The organism is Pseudomonas sp. GNP012 (genome assembly GCF_054343835.1).
The window spans coordinates 2981647-3000576 of sequence record NZ_JBTGUU010000001.1 but is presented as its reverse complement, the minus strand read 5'-3'; the positions used below and the strand labels follow the sequence as shown (position 1 = coordinate 3000576).

Sequence of the window (18930 nt, the reverse complement as noted above, 5' to 3'; positions counted from 1 at the left end):
TGATGATATTGCATCGCATGACTGATTTGCGCTGTTTATCAGCTATCTCCCCCGGATGAAGCGACAGTTTCCCGGACCGGTACTTTAATGGATGTTCTGGAGCGACTGATCGCGGGGCTGTCATAGCCTCAAGGCTATGGATCCCATACCGAAAAGCTATTTCATCAATCGGTGATCCGGATCCACGCTCAAGGGTGGTTAGCTGAAAACAAAATCAAGAGGAGATGCCATGTCAACTGAATCGAAATGCCCGTTCAATCACGCCGCTGGCGGTGGCACGACGAACCGCGACTGGTGGCCGAACCAACTGAACCTGAAGATCCTGAGTCAACACTCGCCCAAGTCTGACCCGTTGGGGGGCGACTTCAACTACGCCGAAGCCTTCAAGAGCCTTGACTTCCAGGCGCTGAAAAAAGACCTGACTGCGCTGATGACCGATTCCCAGGACTGGTGGCCGGCGGACTTCGGTCACTATGGGCCGCTCTTTATCCGCATGTCCTGGCACGCCGCAGGCACCTATCGCACCGGTGACGGCCGGGGCGGCGCCGGTTCCGGCCAGCAACGCTTTGCACCGCTCAACAGCTGGCCGGACAACGTCAGCCTCGACAAGGCCCGCCGGCTGCTGTGGCCGATCAAGCAAAAGTACGGCAACAAGATCTCCTGGGCCGACCTGATCGTCCTCACCGGCAACGTCGCCCTGGAATCCATGGGCTTCAAGACGTTTGGTTTTTCCGGTGGACGCGCGGATGTCTGGGAGCCGGATGAAGACGTTTACTGGGGTTCTGAAAGCAAATGGCTGGGCGGTGACTCGCGTTACGGAAAAGAAGACAAACCGGTGCAGAAACCCGGCGATGTGCCCTTGGTGGCTGAGCCCGGCAGAAACGAGGACAGTCGTACCGAAAATGGCCGCAATCTGGAAAACCCCCTCGCCGCGGTGCAGATGGGCCTGATCTATGTGAACCCGGAAGGCCCGGAAGGCGAACCGGACCCGGTCGCCTCGGCCAAGGACATCCGCGAAACCTTCGGCCGCATGGCGATGAACGATGAGGAAACCGTGGCGTTGATCGCCGGTGGCCACGCCTTCGGCAAGACCCACGGCGCCGGGCCTGCCGACAACGTCGGGCCGGAACCTGAAGCCGCCGGCCTGGAGCTGCAAGGCCTGGGCTGGAAGAGCACATTCGGCACCGGCAAAGGGGCCGATGCCATCACCAGCGGCCTGGAAGTGACCTGGACCACCACGCCCACCAAATGGAGCAACAACTACCTGGAAAACCTGTTCGGTTTCGACTGGGAACTGACCAAGAGCCCGGCCGGCGCCCATCAGTGGAAACCGAAGAACGGTGCCGGTGCCGGGATCATTCCGGATGCCTTTGATCCGTCCAAACGTCGTGATCCGACCATGCTGACCTCGGACCTGGCCCTGCGTTTCGACCCGATCTACGAACCGATTGCCCGGCGCTTCCTGGCCAACCCCGATCAACTGGCCGATGCCTTCGCGCGCGCCTGGTACAAACTCATTCACCGTGACATGGGCCCGCTCTCGCGCTACCTCGGCCCGGAAATGCCGGGCGAAGAACTGCTGTGGCAAGACCCGATCCCTGCCGTCGATCATCCGCTGGTCAACGACAGCGATGTGGCGGGCCTGAAAAGCAAGGTGCTGGCGTCCGGCCTGTCGGTCTCGCAGCTGGTATCGACGGCGTGGGCCGCCGCGTCCAGCTTCCGTGGCTCCGACAAACGCGGCGGTGCCAATGGCGGGCGCCTGCGCCTGGCGCCGCAGAAGTCCTGGCCGGCCAACCAGCCGGAGCAACTGGCCAACGTGCTGGCCAAACTTGAAGGCATCCAGAAGGAGTTCAACAGCGGCGGCAAGAAAATCTCCCTGGCCGACCTGATCGTGCTCGCCGGTGGTGCGGGTGTCGAACAGGCGGCGAAAAACGCCGGTCACAGTGTGACGGTGCCGTTCACCCCGGGACGCACGGACGCCAGCCAGGAACAGACCGATGTCGAGTCCTTCGGTTTCCTTGAACCGATTGCCGACGGCTTCCGTAACTACCTGAAAACCCAGTACCGCGTGCCCGCCGAATCCTTGCTGATCGACAAGGCACAATTGCTGACGCTCAGCGCACCGGAAATGACGGTACTGCTGGGTGGCCTGCGGGTGTTGAACACCAACGTCGGCCAGAGCAAACACGGTGTGTTCACCCAGCGTCCGGAAGCGCTGACCAATGACTTCTTCACCAACCTGCTGGACATGGGGGTGGAGTGGAAGCCGGTGTCGGATGCCCAGCAGGAGTTCGAAGGGCGTGATCGCAAAACCGGTGCGGTGAAGTGGACGGGCACCCGGGTTGACCTGGTCTTCGGTTCGAACGCGCAGCTGCGTGCGCTGGCTGAAGTCTATGCCAGCGCCGATGCGCAGCAGAAATTCGTCAAGGACTTCGTGGCTGCGTGGACAAAAGTGATGAACCTGGATCGCTTCGATCTGGCGTAATCAAAAGGCCTGAACTTGCCGCGACCTGCTGGGACCCGGTCGCGGCAAGCCCTTCTACTGTTGTTCCCCCAGCTCCTCATCTGAAAATCTCTCGCCACCTGTAGGAGCGAGCTTGCTCGCGATGGACTCAAGTGCGCCGCGTTTAGCCAGCGAGCACGCGTATTCGTTAACGACCATCGCGAGCAAGCTGAACTGGCCTAATGATTTTGGACACTTCAATCGGGCGCTATGATGGCGCCCAAATCTGAGGTGTTTGGATATGCGTAAATCTTATTCCAGTGAGTTCAAACTCAAGGCCGCCAGCATGGTGCTGGACGAGGGCCAGTCAGTTCCCGATGTTTGTGCCAGTTTGGATATTGGCCCTACGGCCTTGCGCCGTTGGGTCGACCAGGTTCGCAAAGAACGCTTGGGTTCGACCCCGTTGGGGGCCAAGGCAATCACCGCCGATCAGCGGGAGATTCAGCAGCTCAAAGCGTTGCTCAGGCAAAAAGACCTGGACATTGAAATCCTAAAAAAGGCCAGTGCTCTCCTGCTTTTGGACTCCAAAGATCATTCTCGCTGATCAATGAGCTGGACGAGCAGTACGGCGTTAACAATTGCTGTCGGGCGTTTGGAGTCACCCGCAGCAGCTTTTACGCCTGGCGTCAGCGCCAGGGCAAGGTGAATCCTGAACGGGAGAAACTTAAGGCCGTGCTGGTCAAGCATCATAAGGAATCCAGAGCGTCCGCCGGGTCTCGCACCCTGTCCAAGGAACTGCAAGCCAAGGGGCACCGTGTCGGGCGCCATATGGCTCGTAGCTTGATGCGCGAAGCCGGTGTTGCCAGTCATCAACGGCGGCGGCACAAGTACAAATCTTCCGGCGTTGAGGCGCTGGTGGCGCCGCATGTGCTCAAGCGCAAGTTTGATGTCACGGCGGTTAACCAAGTGTGGTGCGGCGATGTGACCTACATCAAAGTCGGCACGCGCTGGATGTATTTCGCGGCGGTGCTGGATCTGTTTGCCCGCAGGATCGTGGGCTGGTCGTTTTCGATGATTTCCGATGCCACGCTGACCTGCGAAGCGTTGCGGATGGCGGTCGACCTGCGAGGCCGGCCAAAAGAGGTGCTGTTTCACTCTGACCAGGGCTGCCAATACACCAGTCATAAATTCAGGAAAGAAATGCGCAAACATGGCCTCCTGCAAAGCATGAGTCGCAAAGGTGAGTGCTGGGACAACGCTCCGATGGAGCGTTTCTTTGGAAGCCTCAAGTCAGAGTGGGTACCAGAAGATGGCTACCGCTCGGAACATGAGGCGCGGGTGGATGTGCAGCGTTATGTGATGCGTTACAACAACGTCAGGCTCCATAGCTACAACGACTACCGGTCGCCGGTAGCTATGGAGAAGCTGGCGGCATGAAACCGTAACTGGTGTCCAAAATTAGTTGACCAGTTCAAGCTCGCTCCTACAGGGTTGACGGTATGGCATTAATGACCGTCGACAAGACGCGGCAACCCCAAGGGATTCCCTTCACGCAAACCTACAGGCAGCAAGGCATCCGGAAACCCCTGGTAAGCCACCGGGCGCAGGAAACGTTCGATGGCGGTCATGCCCACCGAGGTAAAGCGACTGTCCGAGGTGGCCGGAAACGGCCCGCCATGCACGGTGGCAAAACACACTTCCTGCGGATGGGCGAAGGCGTTGACCACGATGCGCCCGGTGCGTCGTTCCAGGGTTGGCAGCATGCGACGGGCCAGTGGCAAGTCGTCCTGTTCAAGGTGCAGGGTCGCGCTGAGTTGCCCCTTGAATGAGCGCGCTACCCGCAACAGCTCTGCTTCATCCCGGACCTTCACCAGCAGCGCGGACGGGCCGAATACCTCCTGGGAAAGCACTGGCTCGGCGAGAAAATGTTCGCCATCGACTTCGAACAGCGCCGAGCGGCCATCGACTTCAGCGGTGGATGTCGAGCCCACAGCGACGAGGCGGGCGCCGGCGTTTTCCAGGGTGCGCAGCCCGTTCAGATAGGCCCCATGGATGCCCGGTGTCAGCATCGTGCGCGCCGGTGCTGCGCTCACGCGACTGCTCATGGCGTGGCGCAGCGCTGCAAATCCTGCGTCTTCGACGGCCAGCAGGATCGCCGGCTTGAGGCAGGCTTGCCCGACGTTGACCAGCATGCGCTCGACGAAGCCATCGCCAATCGCCGCGCCGCGTTCGGCCAGTGCCCGCGGCAGGATGAAGGTCGGGTTGACGCTGGTCATTTCGGCGAAGACCGGAATCGGCTCGGGGCGCAATTGCGCACGCCGATACAGCGCCATGCCACCCTGTTCGGAACCGGTGAAGGTCACGGCCTTGATCAGCGGATGATCGACCAGCGCTTCGCCGATGGCATTGCCGCCGCCACGCACCATGGAGAACACGCCTTCGGGCAATCCGCAGTCTTGCACCGCCTGGCGGATCGCCCGGGCCTGGATTTCCGAGGCGCCGGGATGCGCGTTGTGCGCCTTGAGAATGACGGTCGAGCCCGCCGCCAGCGCCGACGCGGTATCGCCACCAGCCACCGAATAGGCGATGGGGAAGTTGCTTGCGCCGAAAATCGCTACCGGGCCGATGGCAACTTTTTGCAGGCGATGATCCATGCGCGGGCGAGGCTGGCGCTCGGATTGCGCCGGGTCGATGGCCAGTTGCAGGAAACGCCCCTTGCGCACCACATCGGCGAACTGGCGGAACTGAGTGGCCGCCTTGATTGCCTCGCCTTCCAGTTGCGCCTCGGGCACGCCGGTTTCCAGGGCGGCCCGTGCCGCGAGCGCCGTGCGAACGCGGTCGAGGTTGTCGGCGATGCGTTCGAGAAACGCCGCCCGCACGGCGAGCGAGGTATGGCTGTACACATCGAACGCTTCATCGGCCAGGGTCGCCGCCCGGTCGACATCGGCCACGCTACCCAGCGCAAACACCGGTTCAATCGGCTGGTTGGTCGCGGGATTGAGCGCCTTAAGGGTGCCTTCGCTGGCGCCGACATCGCTGGCGCCGATCAGCAGCTTGCCGGTCAACTGCATCACGCACCTGCCTGTGCCAGTGCGGCAACCAGTTCATCGGTGGTCAGGATGGCGTGAGCGAAAGTCGGACCGTTCAGCTCATGGGCCGAATGCATCATCTCCGGTTTGAAGGCCGCGGTCGCGTCGCGTACCAGGGTGACGTGATAGCCGAGTTCCTGAGCGTAACGGGCGGTGGCCTCGATGCAGGTATTGGCCAGCAGGCCGACGATGATCACGTGGGTGATACCCTTTTGCTTGAGGCGAAAATCAAGGTCGGTATTGGCAAAGCCGCTGGAACCCCAATGTTCCTGAACGATGATGTCGCCGTCCTGCGGCGCGAAGTCGGGGTGCCATTCACCGCCCCATTCCCCGCGTGCGAAGTGGTGCATGTGCATGATCTTGCACTGGGTGGGGCTTGGGTGATCCCAGTTTTCGTAGTCGCCTTTTTCCCAGCGGTGGTGCGGTACGATGACCACCGGAATGTTGAGCCCGCGAACGGTGCGATCAAGCGTACGCAGGTTGTCGAGCAGGCCGACTCGCGTGGCAATGGGCTCGATCAAGGGGTAGATCTTTCCGCCTTCCGACAGAAAATCGTTGTAGGGGTCGACCAGCAGGTAGGCCGTCCGATCAAGAGGGTAGGTGGCGTTGGACATGGCGGTGCTCCGCAAGATAATCCGTGGATGATGAAGTGTAGTTGCCAGCAATTCACGTAGATATGATAATCATAGTAACTAGGCGAGAGGCAATACCGCATGTCGGTGAAAGCAACCGTTTCTGAAACCCTGTGCCCGATTTCCCGGGCCGAAGCCGTCGTGGGCGACCGCTGGACGGTGCTGGTGCTGCGTGAGTTGTTCATGGGCAGTCATCGCTTCGATGAAATCCAGGCGCAGACCGGCGGTACGCCGCAAATGGTCGCGGCGCGCTTGAAGAGCATGGAGGCCGACGGGCTCCTGGAGCGACGTGCCTACAGCGAACGGCCCAAACGCTACGAATACCACCTCACGGAAAAGGGCGATGCGTTCCATTCGGTGGTGCTGGCGCTGCGGGCCTGGGGCGAAACCTGGTGCAAATCGCCCGGGGAAGGCTTGGCGGTGATCTATACCCACCGCAGTTGCGGCGAGCCGGCCGGGCTCGGACCGCTGTGCGCCCATTGCGGACAGCCCCTGCGCCGCGCAGACCTGATCAGTGAACCGAGTGCCGCCTATGTCGCCGAACGCAGTGCCCGGCGCGAAGCGTTCAAGGGCTAGCGGCGGGTTTGTATCGGCAGGTATCGGCAACGTCCGCCGTTACCCAGGCATACAAAACCGGGGTTTCCAGACACTCGGGCGATACACGGCGGCCTTCTAATGCAACCACCGGCACCGTGTCATTTTCGGCGCGGCTGGCCAGGGTTCAACTGGAGGAAAGGCAATGTTGCGTATCAACACCCGTCACACCATTGGCAAGCTTGGTCTGGTTCTGACCGCTGCAGGGCTCGCTGCCTTCGCGAGTCTCTCTCAAGCCCAGGAAACACAGCCGGCTCCGGCGATGAAAAGCTGGCAGCAGGGCCTGCATCGCACCGATCTGGTACGCGAAGACCTGGGCGCCGCCGACCGCGAAGTCACTCAGGTGCTCGTGGACTTCGACCCGGGCGTGACATCACCCAAACACGCTCACCCCGGCGTAGAAGTGGCGCACGTGATCAGCGGTACCTTCGAGTATCAGCTGGAAGGGCGGGCACCGGTGACGCTCAAGGCCGGTGATTCGTTGTACATCCCCGAAGGCGTCGCGCATGTGGCGAAGAACGTGGGCCAGGACAAGGCCTCGGAGCTGGCAACCTACATCGTCAAGAAAGGCCAGCCGCTACTGATCCTCAAGGAGTAGGTCAACTGTAGGAGCGAGCCTGCTCGCGATGGTCGTTAACGATAACGCGTGTTTTCTGGCTAAACGCGGCGCTCTCTAGACCATCGCGAGCAAGCTCGCTCCCACAACAACAACAAAAACGATTGCGGTGTCCGCGTCGGTCAAACCAGATTGATTTCGACGTCGATATTGCCGCGGGTCGCTTTGGAGTACGGGCAAGTCTGGTGCGCCAGTTCCACCACGTTGCGTGCGATGGCCGGGTCCAGGCCCGGCAGGCTGACATTCAGGCGGGCTTGCAGGAAGAAAGCATTTTCGGACTTGCCCAGATCGATTTCGGCATCCACCGCAACATCGCTCGGCAATGCCACCTTCAGCGCGACGCACGCCTTGCCCATCGCCCCGATGAAACAGGCTGACCAACCCGCCGCCAGCAGTTGCTCAGGATTGGTGCCGGCGCCCGAAGAGCCGGGAGGCGAAAGCTGGATGTCCAGGCGTCCATCGGTGCTGCGCGCCTGACCGTCGCGGCCGCCGGTGGTGTGGGTCTTGCCGGTGTACAGCACGGTCTCTATTGCATTGATCATGGTGTTTTTCCTGTCAGTGGGTTGCTGGAATGCTCGGAAAGCCTGCGCTTTGCGATGCGCGCCACTGTTTCATTTCCATGTACTGCACATATGTCCTGAACCTGGCGGATGTGTATCGCTGTGTAAGGTGGCCGGGGGGACATACAGTTCGATACAAACCGCTGGAGTGCGCGCGGCGCCGGAGGTTATTGACTGCAAACCTCCCACACGCAACCGCGTAGCCAGCGATGCGCCGGGTCGGCGTCCATGCGCGGGTGCCAGAGCATCGACACCGTGATCGGCGGCGTGGGGAAGGGCAACGCAAAGCAATGCATGCCCTGGCACAGGTTGCCGACGTGCCGCTGCGGCACGCTGGCGACCAGGTCTGAAGCCCGCGCCAATGCAATCGCGGACGAAAAGCCGGCGACGATGGTGATGATCTCCCGCTTCAGTCCCAACTCAGTCAAGGCGTCGTCCATCACGCCTTTTTCGTGGCCCCGGCGTGAAACCAGGATGTGCCGGGCGTCGGCATAACGCACCGGTGTGACTTCGCCGTGAGCCAGTGGATGGCCCTCGCGCACCACGCCAATGAAGCGGTCGCGAAACAGCATCCGGGTCCGCACTTCCGGGCTGGTGGATTCGCCGATCACGCCGGTTTCCAGGTCTACCGAACCGTCGCGCAGCAGGGTGCTGTCCTTGTTCAGCTTCTGCACGAAATTCAGGCGGACACCGGGCGCCTCGCGGTGGATGCGGGCGATCAGTGGCGCGCCGAAATTTTCCACGAAGCCGTCGCTGGTGCGCAGGGTGAAGGTGCGTGCCAGTTGAGCGAGGTCAAGTGCCTCGGCGGGGCGCAGGACGGCTTCGGCGTCCTGCACGAGCACGCCGACGCGCTCACGCAACTCCAGCGCCCGGGGCGTGGGAACAAGTCCGCGTCCGGCCCGCACCAGCAACGGATCGCCCGTGGTTTCGCGCAATCGCGCCAGCGCCCGGCTCATGGCCGACGGGCTCAGGCGCAAACGCTGCGCGGCCCGGGCCACGCTGCCTTCTTCGAGCAACACATTCAGGGTGATCAGCAGATTCAGATCGGGCATTGGAAATACCTGTGGGAGCGGGCTTGCTCGCGAAGGGGCCATCAGCCTCAACATCAACGTTGGCTGACACACCGCTTTCGCGAGCAAGCCCGCTCCCACACTGTGTTGTGGGTGAGTGGCGTTTAGTGCATGTATTCAGTGCAAACGCTGCGTCTTCCGCCATGTTATGGCCGGGCTTAGGCTCCAGACAACCTGTTTGCGGAGTCGCGAGAAAATGAAGTCCATATCGATTCGGGGCGCGCTGGCCAGCCTGTCGCTGTCCATGTTGCTGTCATCCCTGGGCACGAGCATTGCCAATGTCGGTTTGCCGACACTGGCCGCCGCGTTCTCGGCCTCCTTCCAGCAAGTGCAATGGGTGGTGCTCGCTTACCTGCTGGCGATCACGGCGTTGATCGTCAGTGCCGGGCGGCTCGGCGACATCATTGGCCGTCGGCGTTTGTTGTTGATCGGGATGGCTGTGTTTACCGCCGCTTCAGTCCTGTGCGCCGTCTCATCCAGTCTCGGATTGCTGATTGCCGCCCGGGCCCTGCAGGGCATCGGCGCGGCCATCATGATGGCGTTGACCCTGGCCCTGGTGAGCGGGGCGGTGCCCAAGGCAAAACTGGGCAGTGCGATGGGCCTGCTCGGCACGATGTCGGCGATCGGCACCTCGCTCGGCCCGACCCTTGGCGGATTTCTGATTGCCAATTTCGGGTGGCAGGCGATTTTTTTGCTCAATGTGCCGCTGGGTGTTTTGGCGATAGGCTTCGCGCTTCGTTTTCTACCGAAAGATGACCCTGAGAAAAGGGCGGACCGAGCGGGTTTCGACGTCCTCGGCACCCTGGTACTGGTGTTGACGCTGCTGGCCTATGCGCTGGCGATGACCCTCGGGCGCGGCAGTTTTGCTCCGCTGAACGCGGCACTGCTGCTGGTGGCCGTGGTGGGGTCGGGCGTGTTTGTGTTCGTCGAGCGCAGCGCCGAGTCGCCGCTGGTTCGACCGGCGATGTTCCGTAATTTGCAGCTGAGCGCAGGTTTCGCCATGAGCCTGCTGGTGACGACCGTGGTCATGGCCACCCTGGTGGTGGGGCCGTTTTATCTCACCGGCGCACTGGCGCTGAATGCAGCGAGCGTTGGCCTGGCGATGTCGATGGGGCCGCTGGTCGCCGCACTGGTCGGGGTCCCGGCGGGTCGATGGGTCGACAGATTGGGCGCACATCGATCCGGCACGCTCGGATTGCTGGCCATGCTGACCGGCGCTTGCCTCCTGCCCGCCGTGCCGACGGGCTTCGGTACGCTCGGCTACATCGTGCCACTGGCGGTCATGACCGCCGGTTATGCGCTGTTCCTGGCGGCCAACAATACTGCCGTGCTGGCGGACATCACGCCGCAAGAGCGCGGCGTGGTCTCCGGTCTGCTCGGGTTGTCGCGCAATCTGGGCTTGATCACCGGCGCTGGCGTGATGGGCGCCGTGTTCGCCTTTGGCACCGCCAGCCACGATGTTTTGCAGGCGCCACCTGAGGCCATCGCGCAGGGGATGCGCTTGACGTTTGCGGTTGCGGCGGGGCTGATCTGCATCGCCCTGGCGATTGGCGCGGTCAGCAAAATCCTTTCACGTCGCTTGATCGCGTCGTGCTGAAAAACGGCGCGACTGTCGTGAAAACGACCTGTTTGCGCTGAACGCGAAGCCTTGTGAGTTTTCTGTTGAACGAGTGTTCAGTCTGGACTATGTTGAGGGCCACCTTCCCCCGGCTGGTTGCGGGCTTGCGTTTCTTCAATTCGAACGAGGCACTGGCATGCGGTTTTCACCCTTTGTAGAGCGGATCAGTGGCCAAGGCGTTGCCGCCTGGGATATTCACTACGCGGCCAACGCGGCACAGCGCAACGGCGAGGACGTGATCATCCTCAGCGTCGGCGACCCGGATTTTCCCACCCCGGATTTCATCACCGATGCCGCCATCCACGCCTTGCGCGAAGGGGATACCCACTACACCGAAATCGCCGGCCGCCAGGCCCTGCGTGAGGCCATCGCCGGCCGCTACAGCCAGTTGATCGACCGCGAACTGCAGGCGTCGAACATCATTCTCACCGCTGGCGCGCAGAACGCCTTGTTCGCCACCTCAATGTGCCTGCTCGGTGCCGGCGACGAAGTGATCGCCTTCGACCCGATGTACGTCACCTACGAAGCCACGCTCAAGGCGTCCGGCGCCACGCTGGTGCGGGTGCCCTGTGCGGCGGATTCGGGTTTCCGCCTCGATGCCGCCGTGTTGGCCAAGGCCATCACCCCGCGCACCCGGGCGATTTTCTTCTCCAACCCGAACAACCCCACCGGTGTGGTACTGGGTCGCGAAGAGCTGCAAGCCATCGCCGACCTCGCCATCGCCCATGACCTGTGGGTCGTGGTGGACGAGGTCTACGAGAGCCTCGCCTACGAGCGCGAACACCTGAGCCTGGCGGCGTTGCCGGGCATGGCCGAGCGCTGCGTGGTGATCGGCAGCCTGTCGAAATCCCATGCCATGACCGGTTGGCGCATCGGCTGGGTCGTGGCCAACGAAGCCTTGGTCAACCATGTCGAAACCCTGGTGCTGAGCATGCTGTACGGCTTGCCCGGTTTCGTCATGGAAGCGGCGCTCAAGGCCGTGCAGTCCCACGATGAAGTCACCCACGGCATGCGCGAGATCTATCGCCGGCGCCGCGATCTGGTGGTGTCCGGGCTGGCCGATTGCCCGGGCATCAGCGTGCTCAACCCCGATGCTGGCATGTTCGTGCTGGTGGACGTGCGTGGCACCGGCCTGACCTCTCTGGAGTTCGCCTGGCGCCTGCTGCGTGAAGCCGGTGTCTCGGTCCTGGATGCCGCGGCATTCGGTGAGCCTGCCCAGGGTTTTGTACGGCTTTCGTTCACCCTCAGTGAAGAGCGACTGGCCCAGGCCTGCCAGCGTATTCGCGGTTTTGTCCAGGTACTCAACGGTGAAGCGCCGAGGCCGGTGATCGGCACGGTGACCAGTACCGCAACCGTCGAACCGACTGCGGCCAGGACCATGATCGAGGTCGATCGCCTGCACAAACGCTTCGGCAATATCGAAGTGCTCAAGGGCGTATCCCTGACCGCCCGCGAGGGCGAAGTGATCTCCCTGATCGGTGCCAGCGGCTCGGGCAAAAGTACCTTGCTGCGCTGCATCAACATGCTCGAAGTGCCGGACCAGGGCCGCATCCTGGTCGATGGCGAAAGCATTCACCTCAACCAGAATCGCCCCGGCGCACCGCTGGTGTCGGACGCCAAACAGCTGGTGCGCATAAGGTCGAGCCTGGGCATGGTGTTCCAGAACTTCAACCTCTGGCCCCATCGCACGGTGCTGGAAAACCTCATCGAAGCGCCGACCCAGGTCCTGCGTGAAAGCCGTGCGGAGGCCACCGAACGGGCCGAAGCCCTGCTCGAACGCGTAGGCCTTGCGGCCAAGCGCAACGAGTACCCGGCGTTTCTCTCCGGGGGACAGCAACAACGGGTGGCCATCGCCCGGGCCCTGGCCATGCGGCCCAAGGTCATGCTGTTCGATGAACCCACCTCGGCACTCGACCCGGAACTGGTCGGGGAAGTGCTGCGGGTGATCCGCTCCCTCGCCGAAGAAGGCCGGACCATGATCCTGGTGACCCATGAAATGGCTTTTGCACGCGATGTCTCTTCCAAAGTCGCCTTCCTGCATCAAGGGCTGATCGAGGAAACCGGTTCGCCGGACGAAGTGTTCGTACACCCACGCAGCGAGCGTTGCCGGCAATTCGTCAACGCTCATCAGACTCGCTAACTCATCATAAAAAGACGGGAAAACAACATGGGAAATCGACGTTTTGCAAACTGGTTGACCGGTGCGGCCTGCGTAATGCTGGCCGGCATGAGCGCGGCACAGGCACAGCCCATCCGTTTCGCGGTGGCCGCCGAACCCTATCCGCCGTACACCGAAAAGCAGGCCAACGGTGAGTGGAAGGGCTTTGAAGTCGACCTGATCCACAAGCTGTGCAGCGAAATGAAAGCCGATTGCGAGATCAAGGAAGTGGCGTGGGACGGCATCATTCCGTCGCTGCTGGCGAAGAAGATCGACGTGATCTTTTCCTCGATGTCGGTGACCGAAGAACGGGAAAAACAGATCGCCTTCAGCAAGGCCTACTACGATTCGGCGATTGCCGTCGTCGGCCCGAAAGAGACGTCGGTGAAGAAGTACCCGGATGACCTCAAGGGCAAGATTATCGGCGTGCAGAACTCGACCGTGAGCGCCAGCTACCTGAAGACCTACTACGAAAAAATCGCCGAGGTTAAGTACTACGACACCCAGGACTCGGCCAACGCCGACCTGATTGCCGGGCGCATCGACCTGATGATGGCCGACGGCACCGCCATGGCCGCCTTCGTCAAGACCCCGGATGCCAAGGACCTGGCCTACCTCGGCACCGTGCCCTATGACCCGATCTTCGGCAAAGGCGTAGGCGCCGGCCTGCGCAAGGACGACACCGAGCTCAAGGCGAAACTCGACAAGGCCATCCAGGAATTGCTGGCGAGCAAGGACTACGACGACCTGTCCCAGAGCTACTTCGGCACCAGCGTGAAGCCGGCGTTCTGACCTGAACACAGGTCCTGAAGTCAATGCAAAACCTGTGGGAGCGAGCCTGCTCGCGAAGAGGGCATGACAGTCAATATCCATGTTGACTGAACCACCGCTTTCGCGAGCAGGCTCGCTCCCACAGGATCAGGGGAGACTGAAATGCCGGCAATGTTCGATCTGATCAATTTCACCGAACAGGGATGGGGCAGTGCGCTGTTGAAGGGGCTCTGGATGACCCTGCAGATTTCCGCCGGGGCCTTTGTGCTCGGGCTGGCCATCGGACTGGTGGTGGCGTGCCTCAAGCTCGGCGCGCCGAAGCCGATTGCAGCGCTGATGCGCGGCTACACCACCTTGTTCCGCGCGGTGCCGGAGTTGCTGCTGATTCTGTTGCTGTACTACGTCGGCTCCATGCTTCTCAATTCGCTGATGACCAAACTCGGCTACGGCGTGGTGAACGTCAGCGGTCCGCTGGCGGCCATCGTCGTGCTGGGGCTGGTGCAGGGCGCCTACGCCTCGGAGATTTTCCGCGCGGCGATCCAGGCGATTCCCTTCGGCCAGATCGAAGCGGCCAAGGCGTTCGGCCTCAACGGTTTCGGTCTGTTCCGCCGGGTCACGCTGCCGATCATGGCGCCTTACGCCATGGCCGGGATGGCCAACCTGTGGATCAACCTGATCAAGGACAGCGCGCTGATCAGCGTGGTCGGCACCAACGAGCTGCTGTACACCGCCAAGCAAGGCGCGGGTTCGACGCGCCACTATCTGTTGTTCTACCTCACGGCTGCCGCGCTGTATTACGCGGTGACCTTGGCGTCGAACTATCTTTCGGGACGGTTGGAGCGACGCATTCGTCGCTGGATGCCTCTTGTTGACTGAACCGGCAGAGAGAATGAAATGATTCCAGCGTGGATAGTTGAATACGGGGCGCTGTTGGGCCGGGGGCTGCAAACCACCCTCATCATTCTGTTGGTCTCCAGTGTGTTCGGTTACCTGCTGGCGGTGCTGGTGGCGCTGGCGCGGATCTCGAAAAACAAGGTGATCGCCAAGGTCAGCCTGTTCTACACCAGCGTCACGCGCGGCACGCCGTTGCTGATCCAGATCTACATCTACTACTACGGGCTGGGCAGCCTGTTTGCCCAGTTCCCGCTGATTCGCGCCAGCTTCCTCTGGCCGTACCTGCGCGACGGCTACTGGTACATCGTGTTCGCCCTGGTGGTGTCGATGGGGGCCTACGTCGGCGAAGTGATTCGCGGTGGCCTGCTGGCGGTGCCCAAGGGCGAGATGGAAGCTGCGTCGGCCTTTGGCATGACCGCGCGCCAGTCGTTGCTGCGGGTGCGCTTGCCCCGGGCCCTGCGCCTGCTGTTGCCGACCCTGGCGGGGGAGACCGTGATGCTGCTCAAGTCCACGGCACTGGCCTCGACCATCGCCGTGATCGACCTGCTCGGCGCCGCCAACGTGGTCCGCGCGCAAACCCTGCAAGTGTACGAACCCCTGTTGCTGGTGGCCGGTGTCTACGTCTGCCTGACCTTCCTGATCGAAGCGCTGTTTGCCTTCGCCGAGCGGCGCGGAACGCCTGTGCGCAGGTCGGCCTGATGAACTCGTCGAAAGTCGACCGCTCGCTGCAGGGCATCGGCCTGTGCACCCTGGGCTATGCGTTCCTGTCGTTGCAGGATGCTGTCATCAAGTGGCTGGTGGCCGATTATTCGGTGGTCACCATTCTGTTCTGGCGCGCCGCCGTGGTGGTCGTGGCCGTGCTGCTGGCGGGGCGCTCGCGCGTTATCCAGCGGGCCTGGCATTCACCGAGCCGGCGCCTGCTGGTGGTGCGCGGCTTGCTGTCGATAGTGGCCTGGGTGTTGTACTACACGGCGGCCCGGGACTTGACCCTGGCCGAGATGACCACCCTGTATTTTTCCGCGCCGATCATGGTCACGGTGCTGGCGGCGGTGATCCTCAAGGAGCGCGCCAGCGGCTGGCAATGGTTCAGCCTGATCGTCGGATTCGTCGGGGTGGTCATTGCCTGTCGCCCCGACCACATGACCGAGCCGTTGCCCATCGTCCTGACCCTGCTGGCGGCGATGTGCTGGGCGTTCACCTACATCCAGCTGCGACAGGTGGATGACCAGACCTCCGTGCTGGAACAGATGCTGATCACCAACGTGGTGTTTGTGATGTGCATGGCGGTGGCCCTGCCGTGGACTTACACACCCTCGCCGACACCGGCCTGGCTGGGCATGCTCGGCGCCGGGCTGGTGGGCGGCATCGGCCAGTTCCTGCTGTTCGCCAGTTTCCGCCGCGCCACCGCGACCTTGCTCGCACCGTTCGAATACACCGGCTTGATCTGGGCATTTGCCCTGTCGAGCCTGGTCTGGGGCACGCTGATGGACACGTCACTGATGATCGGCGCCGGGCTGATCGCCGTCAGTGGCACCCTGGCGATGATCTTCGGCCGGCACCCGTCACAGGACGTCGTCGGTGCTGAATGCTCCGTGACGCAGCCCCTTTATCCAGCAACGGCAGATATGCAGTCCGTTGGCGGCGCTGAAGGTCTCGGGGTTCAGGCACCACTCGAGCCAGAGACCGTCGAGCATCGCCGATAGGCCGATGGCGGCCAGGCGCGTGTCGTGAATCACAAAGCCTTCACTGGCCGCCAGGCCGTCGAGCAACTGGCGGATCAGATCGAGGTAGGCGCGGTAGCTTTTTTCGTGGGACTGGCTGACGTGTTCGGAGTGACGGATCAGGCTCCAGAACACCACCCATACCCCGAGCAGTTTCGGGTCCATGACCCTGGGCGAGAACGAGCCTTCGAGAAAGGCATCGATCTTCTGCGCAGGTGTCTGTGCCTGTTCGATTTCCTGGAGCAGGGCCGTGGTCAATTCGCTCGCGAGTCGCTGGTAGGTGTCGGCGATCAATGCCTCGATGCTGCCGAAGTGATGGTTGAGCAAACCCACGGACACCCCGGCCTCGGTGGCGATGCGCCGCACGGAGATCCCGGCGTGACCGTCGCGGCCCAGGCAGCGCAGGGTGGCCGCCACCAGCATTTCGCGGCGGTCTTCGGGTTCGGCGCGACGGTTTTTCTGGGCATCGGTTGTCACAAGGCTGTCCCTGGATGAGCTTCCACGCTGTCGAGCTTAGTTGAACACCCGTTCAATCACCAGCCTCGACAGCCGCGATACAGCGTTTTTCAACGGTCATGACAGGAGGGAAAACCAATGCCGCAGGATATTTCGTTCAGTGTCAGCAACAACAACGGCGATGCCGTGCGGGTCGGTGCCTGGCGCTATGCCGGCGATGGCAGCGGGCCGAACGTGCACCTGCAGGCCGGAGTGCATGCCGATGAAATCGCCGGGATGCTGGTCCTGCATGTGCTGATGCAACGGCTACAGATCGCCGAAGCACAGGGCCGGCTCAAGGGCCAGGTGACCGTGGTGCCACAGGCCAATCCGCTGGGCATCGGCCAGTTTCGCCAGGGCCGGATACTCGGGCGTTACCACGACGCGACCGGGCACAACTTCAATCGCGCGTTCGACCAGTCGGCGGCCATGGCGCGACCTTCGACCTGCGTCCAGCAATGGCAAAAGCAACTGGTGCAACTGGCCGCCCCGGCCGACGTGATGCTCGACCTGCACACCGACGACGAAGCCCTGCCGTACCTCTACGTGCACCGCAGTTTCTGGCCCCGCGGCCGCGAACTGGCGGCGGCGATGAAGATGGACGTGGCGATCATCTGGGATGACGGCGGCGACGGCTCCTTCGAAGAAACCATCATCGCCCCGTGGCTACGCGACGGCGTCACAGCAGGGCGCATGGCCGCGACCCTGGAGCTGCGCGGGCAGGGCGATGTCAACGACCGCTTCGCCGAGTCGGATGCCGAAGGGTTGTACCACTGGCTGTGCGCGTTCGGCGTCATCGATGAGTCCGTGGCGCCCGCTGACTGGCCCGTCGAAGCCGTGGAAATGGGCCACATGGAAACCCTCATCGCCCCGCAACCCGGCGTGTTGATCTTCGAAAAAGAGCTGGGAGATTTCGTCGAAGAAGGGCAGCGCTTTGCCCGGATCCTCAGAACCCCGGGTGACCCGACTTCCGAAGTGGTCCTGCATGCCGAACAAGCGGGACGCCTGGTCACGCGCTATCGCGACCGACTGATCGCCCAGGGCATGGGCGTAGCGAAATTCACCGGCAGCCGGGTGTCGCGTCACTGGAGCGGTGGCTTACTCGACCCGAACTAGCCATCACCGAACATCAAACACACAACCCCTGTGGCGAGGGGGCTTGCCCCCGTTGGGCTGCGAAGCGGCCCCCGCTTTTCTCCAGTCAGATGGTGCAGTCAGGTTTTACGACGGCTTCGCCGCCGAGCGGGGCGGTGCGGCGATCCGACAAGCCCCCTCACCACAAAAGCAGTTAGTCACAGGTTCGGTATCTATTCACGCGGATCAATCTGATCCAACACCCGATTCGCCGTAATCTCCGCCAGCATCACACTATTGGAAATCCCCAACAGGGCATTGCGCGACCCACCATCCAGATGATCCACCAACTGATGCACCATCACATCGACCGAGGCCAGCGTCTCGACCAGATACACCATCAGCGTTTCGGTATCGGCCTCGGGGTCGACGGTAAACAGAGTGCCAGGCGTGCGCGGTGTGGCCTTGATGTCGGCGGTGGAGGGGACGTGGAAGGCGGATTCGGCGGCTTCATTGAGCCTGTTTGAATCGGATTCGCAGGGGGATGTCGGATCGGTGTCCGGCGGGTTGGGGGTGACTTTGAACATATGCTTGCTTCTCTGATTGGGTGCCAACCCTCTTGCTGCTAAACGAGAAGGAGGCAGCTGTGCGCAGGTTAGCAGACCGGGGAAGCTAGCAAAGCCGGCGCGCCCGAAGGCGCCCTGCGCACAGCCACCATCAAATGCAGGCATAGGAATACCTGACTGACAGGAGCATGTGCAGCTTGCTTACAACCCCGGGCTGCTAAACCCGACCACTGATGGGCAGTGGCGCAGAAACGATAGAGACCAGGGGCAAGGCGCACAAGCCGGCGGATTCTGGCGTACCCGTAGGCAACGACGCAAGGTCTTGTAGCCCACCGGAAATACCCTACAACCTTTTTAAACAAGCGCTCTTGGGCAATGTCGAGCGCCCCCCCCCCCGCGCAAGCAAAAAACATCCCCATCACTGAATACCGGCTTTCGTGTATCGCTGTGTATCAGCGCACGAAATCCGACTACAACCCTACAAAACCCACTCACCACGGATACAGCCCGGATACACCACTGGGGCCAAATAGACCGGCCAAAGCGAGAAGCACAACGCAGCTCGCCACCAGGTTCATCAACCCTTGTGGTACGACCAATAGTGGTCCCGCCACGTCATTGATCCGGAG

Annotated in this window: 17 protein-coding genes and 1 pseudogene; 12 read left to right on the top strand and 6 right to left on the bottom strand. The window is 62.1% G+C overall.

All coding sequences use genetic code 11. The annotated features are described in order from the left end of the window. The first annotated feature begins 229 nt into the window (after positions 1 to 229). The 3 genes from katG (at position 230) to ACXX83_RS13340 (ending at position 3880) form a co-directional block, all read left to right on the top strand. Positions 230 to 2485, top strand: coding sequence for a catalase/peroxidase HPI (gene katG / locus ACXX83_RS13350; protein ID WP_217835578.1), 2256 nt, complete (start codon positions 230 to 232; stop codon positions 2483 to 2485). Positions 2486 to 2744: 259 nt separating this feature from the next. Next, on the top strand, positions 2745 to 3047 hold the full coding sequence (locus ACXX83_RS13345) for a transposase (protein ID WP_458548453.1): 303 nt from the start codon (positions 2745 to 2747) through the stop codon (positions 3045 to 3047). After that, complete coding sequence (locus tag ACXX83_RS13340) at positions 3044 to 3880, top strand: IS3 family transposase (RefSeq protein WP_371916226.1); 837 nt, start codon at positions 3044 to 3046, stop codon at positions 3878 to 3880. Before ACXX83_RS13345 ends, ACXX83_RS13340 begins: the two co-directional genes overlap by 4 nt. A gap of 68 nt (positions 3881 to 3948) precedes the next feature. On the opposite strand, the gene ACXX83_RS13335 is transcribed toward ACXX83_RS13340, so the two are convergent. Both ACXX83_RS13335 and ACXX83_RS13330 read right to left on the bottom strand, forming a co-directional pair. Continuing rightward, entirely contained in the window at positions 3949 to 5514 is a 1566-nt protein-coding gene (locus ACXX83_RS13335; RefSeq protein ID WP_458550200.1) for an aldehyde dehydrogenase (NADP(+)), read from the bottom strand. Further along, complete coding sequence (locus tag ACXX83_RS13330) at positions 5514 to 6146, bottom strand: cysteine hydrolase family protein (protein ID WP_458548721.1); 633 nt, start codon at positions 6144 to 6146, stop codon at positions 5514 to 5516. Before ACXX83_RS13330 ends, ACXX83_RS13335 begins: the two co-directional genes overlap by 1 nt. 99 nt (positions 6147 to 6245) lie before the next feature. Here ACXX83_RS13330 and ACXX83_RS13325 point away from each other — a divergent pair, with 99 nt between their 5' ends. Then, complete coding sequence (locus ACXX83_RS13325; RefSeq protein WP_458548720.1) at positions 6246 to 6740, top strand: winged helix-turn-helix transcriptional regulator; 495 nt, start codon at positions 6246 to 6248, stop codon at positions 6738 to 6740. Between the two features lie 163 nt (positions 6741 to 6903). After that, a complete protein-coding gene (locus ACXX83_RS13320; protein ID WP_015095650.1) occupies positions 6904 to 7356 on the top strand; it encodes a cupin domain-containing protein in 453 nt (150 codons plus the stop codon). A gap of 140 nt (positions 7357 to 7496) precedes the next feature. Here the strand turns inward: ACXX83_RS13320 and ACXX83_RS13315 are convergent, their stop codons facing one another. Both ACXX83_RS13315 and ACXX83_RS13310 read right to left on the bottom strand, forming a co-directional pair. After that, entirely contained in the window at positions 7497 to 7916 is a 420-nt protein-coding gene (locus tag ACXX83_RS13315; protein ID WP_015095649.1) for an organic hydroperoxide resistance protein, read from the bottom strand. A gap of 185 nt (positions 7917 to 8101) precedes the next feature. Next, entirely contained in the window at positions 8102 to 8986 is an 885-nt protein-coding gene (locus ACXX83_RS13310) for a LysR family transcriptional regulator (protein WP_458548719.1), read from the bottom strand. 214 nt (positions 8987 to 9200) lie between these two features. Here ACXX83_RS13310 and ACXX83_RS13305 point away from each other — a divergent pair, with 214 nt between their 5' ends. From ACXX83_RS13305 to ACXX83_RS13280, 6 genes are all read left to right on the top strand, one after another. Beyond that, positions 9201 to 10601: an MFS transporter gene (locus ACXX83_RS13305; RefSeq protein ID WP_458548718.1), complete on the top strand. Its 1401-nt coding sequence runs from the start codon at positions 9201 to 9203 to the stop codon at positions 10599 to 10601. Positions 10602 to 10758: 157 nt separating this feature from the next. After that, on the top strand, positions 10759 to 12762 hold the full coding sequence (locus tag ACXX83_RS13300; protein WP_458548717.1) for an aminotransferase class I/II-fold pyridoxal phosphate-dependent enzyme: 2004 nt from the start codon (positions 10759 to 10761) through the stop codon (positions 12760 to 12762). A gap of 27 nt (positions 12763 to 12789) precedes the next feature. Beyond that, positions 12790 to 13572, top strand: a complete 783-nt coding sequence (locus ACXX83_RS13295) for a transporter substrate-binding domain-containing protein (protein ID WP_458548716.1) — start codon at positions 12790 to 12792, stop codon at positions 13570 to 13572. Positions 13573 to 13713: 141 nt separating this feature from the next. Next, positions 13714 to 14427 (top strand): ABC transporter permease, encoded by a 714-nt coding sequence (locus ACXX83_RS13290; RefSeq protein WP_007977785.1) that lies wholly within the window; start codon positions 13714 to 13716, stop codon positions 14425 to 14427. Positions 14428 to 14445: 18 nt separating this feature from the next. Continuing rightward, on the top strand, positions 14446 to 15144 hold the full coding sequence (locus tag ACXX83_RS13285) for an ABC transporter permease subunit (protein WP_458548715.1): 699 nt from the start codon (positions 14446 to 14448) through the stop codon (positions 15142 to 15144). Further along, the gene (locus ACXX83_RS13280) at positions 15144 to 16148 is read left to right on the top strand and encodes a DMT family transporter (RefSeq protein ID WP_458548714.1); all 1005 of its coding nucleotides are present in this window, start codon (positions 15144 to 15146) and stop codon (positions 16146 to 16148) included. Before ACXX83_RS13285 ends, ACXX83_RS13280 begins: the two co-directional genes overlap by 1 nt. Here ACXX83_RS13280 and ACXX83_RS13275 read toward each other — a convergent pair. Next, a pseudogene (locus ACXX83_RS13275) lies at positions 16104 to 16589 on the bottom strand (TetR family transcriptional regulator C-terminal domain-containing protein); the annotation flags it as partial. The gene ACXX83_RS13280 and the pseudogene ACXX83_RS13275 overlap by 45 nt on opposite strands. 171 nt (positions 16590 to 16760) lie before the next feature. Between ACXX83_RS13275 and ACXX83_RS13270 the strand changes: the two are divergent. Then, positions 16761 to 17777 (top strand): M14 family metallopeptidase, encoded by a 1017-nt coding sequence (locus ACXX83_RS13270; protein ID WP_458548713.1) that lies wholly within the window; start codon positions 16761 to 16763, stop codon positions 17775 to 17777. A gap of 191 nt (positions 17778 to 17968) precedes the next feature. Here the strand turns inward: ACXX83_RS13270 and ACXX83_RS13265 are convergent, their stop codons facing one another. Then, positions 17969 to 18322, bottom strand: a complete 354-nt coding sequence (locus ACXX83_RS13265) for a DUF6124 family protein (RefSeq protein WP_458548712.1) — start codon at positions 18320 to 18322, stop codon at positions 17969 to 17971. Positions 18323 to 18930 lie beyond the last annotated feature (608 nt).

Bases quoted from the DNA above. Each gene is read 5' to 3' on its own strand.
- ACXX83_RS13290 (WP_007977785.1), top strand. From the start codon at position 13,714: ATGCCGGCAATGTTCGATCTGATCAATTTCACCGAACAGGGATGGGGC.
- ACXX83_RS13300 (WP_458548717.1), top strand. From the start codon at position 10,759: ATGCGGTTTTCACCCTTTGTAGAGCGGATCAGTGGCCAAGGCGTTGCC.
- ACXX83_RS13270 (WP_458548713.1), top strand. From the start codon at position 16,761: ATGCCGCAGGATATTTCGTTCAGTGTCAGCAACAACAACGGCGATGCC.
- ACXX83_RS13295 (WP_458548716.1), top strand. From the start codon at position 12,790: ATGGGAAATCGACGTTTTGCAAACTGGTTGACCGGTGCGGCCTGCGTA.
- ACXX83_RS13280 (WP_458548714.1), top strand. From the start codon at position 15,144: ATGAACTCGTCGAAAGTCGACCGCTCGCTGCAGGGCATCGGCCTGTGC.
- ACXX83_RS13320 (WP_015095650.1), top strand. From the start codon at position 6,904: ATGTTGCGTATCAACACCCGTCACACCATTGGCAAGCTTGGTCTGGTT.
- ACXX83_RS13310 (WP_458548719.1), bottom strand. From the start codon at position 8,986: ATGCCCGATCTGAATCTGCTGATCACCCTGAATGTGTTGCTCGAAGAA.
- ACXX83_RS13305 (WP_458548718.1), top strand. From the start codon at position 9,201: ATGAAGTCCATATCGATTCGGGGCGCGCTGGCCAGCCTGTCGCTGTCC.
- ACXX83_RS13315 (WP_015095649.1), bottom strand. From the start codon at position 7,916: ATGATCAATGCAATAGAGACCGTGCTGTACACCGGCAAGACCCACACC.
- ACXX83_RS13335 (WP_458550200.1), bottom strand. From the start codon at position 5,514: ATGCAGTTGACCGGCAAGCTGCTGATCGGCGCCAGCGATGTCGGCGCC.
- ACXX83_RS13285 (WP_458548715.1), top strand. From the start codon at position 14,446: ATGATTCCAGCGTGGATAGTTGAATACGGGGCGCTGTTGGGCCGGGGG.
- ACXX83_RS13265 (WP_458548712.1), bottom strand. From the start codon at position 18,322: ATGTTCAAAGTCACCCCCAACCCGCCGGACACCGATCCGACATCCCCC.
- ACXX83_RS13330 (WP_458548721.1), bottom strand. From the start codon at position 6,146: ATGTCCAACGCCACCTACCCTCTTGATCGGACGGCCTACCTGCTGGTC.
- ACXX83_RS13325 (WP_458548720.1), top strand. From the start codon at position 6,246: ATGTCGGTGAAAGCAACCGTTTCTGAAACCCTGTGCCCGATTTCCCGG.
- ACXX83_RS13345 (WP_458548453.1), top strand. From the start codon at position 2,745: ATGCGTAAATCTTATTCCAGTGAGTTCAAACTCAAGGCCGCCAGCATG.
- katG (WP_217835578.1), top strand. From the start codon at position 230: ATGTCAACTGAATCGAAATGCCCGTTCAATCACGCCGCTGGCGGTGGC.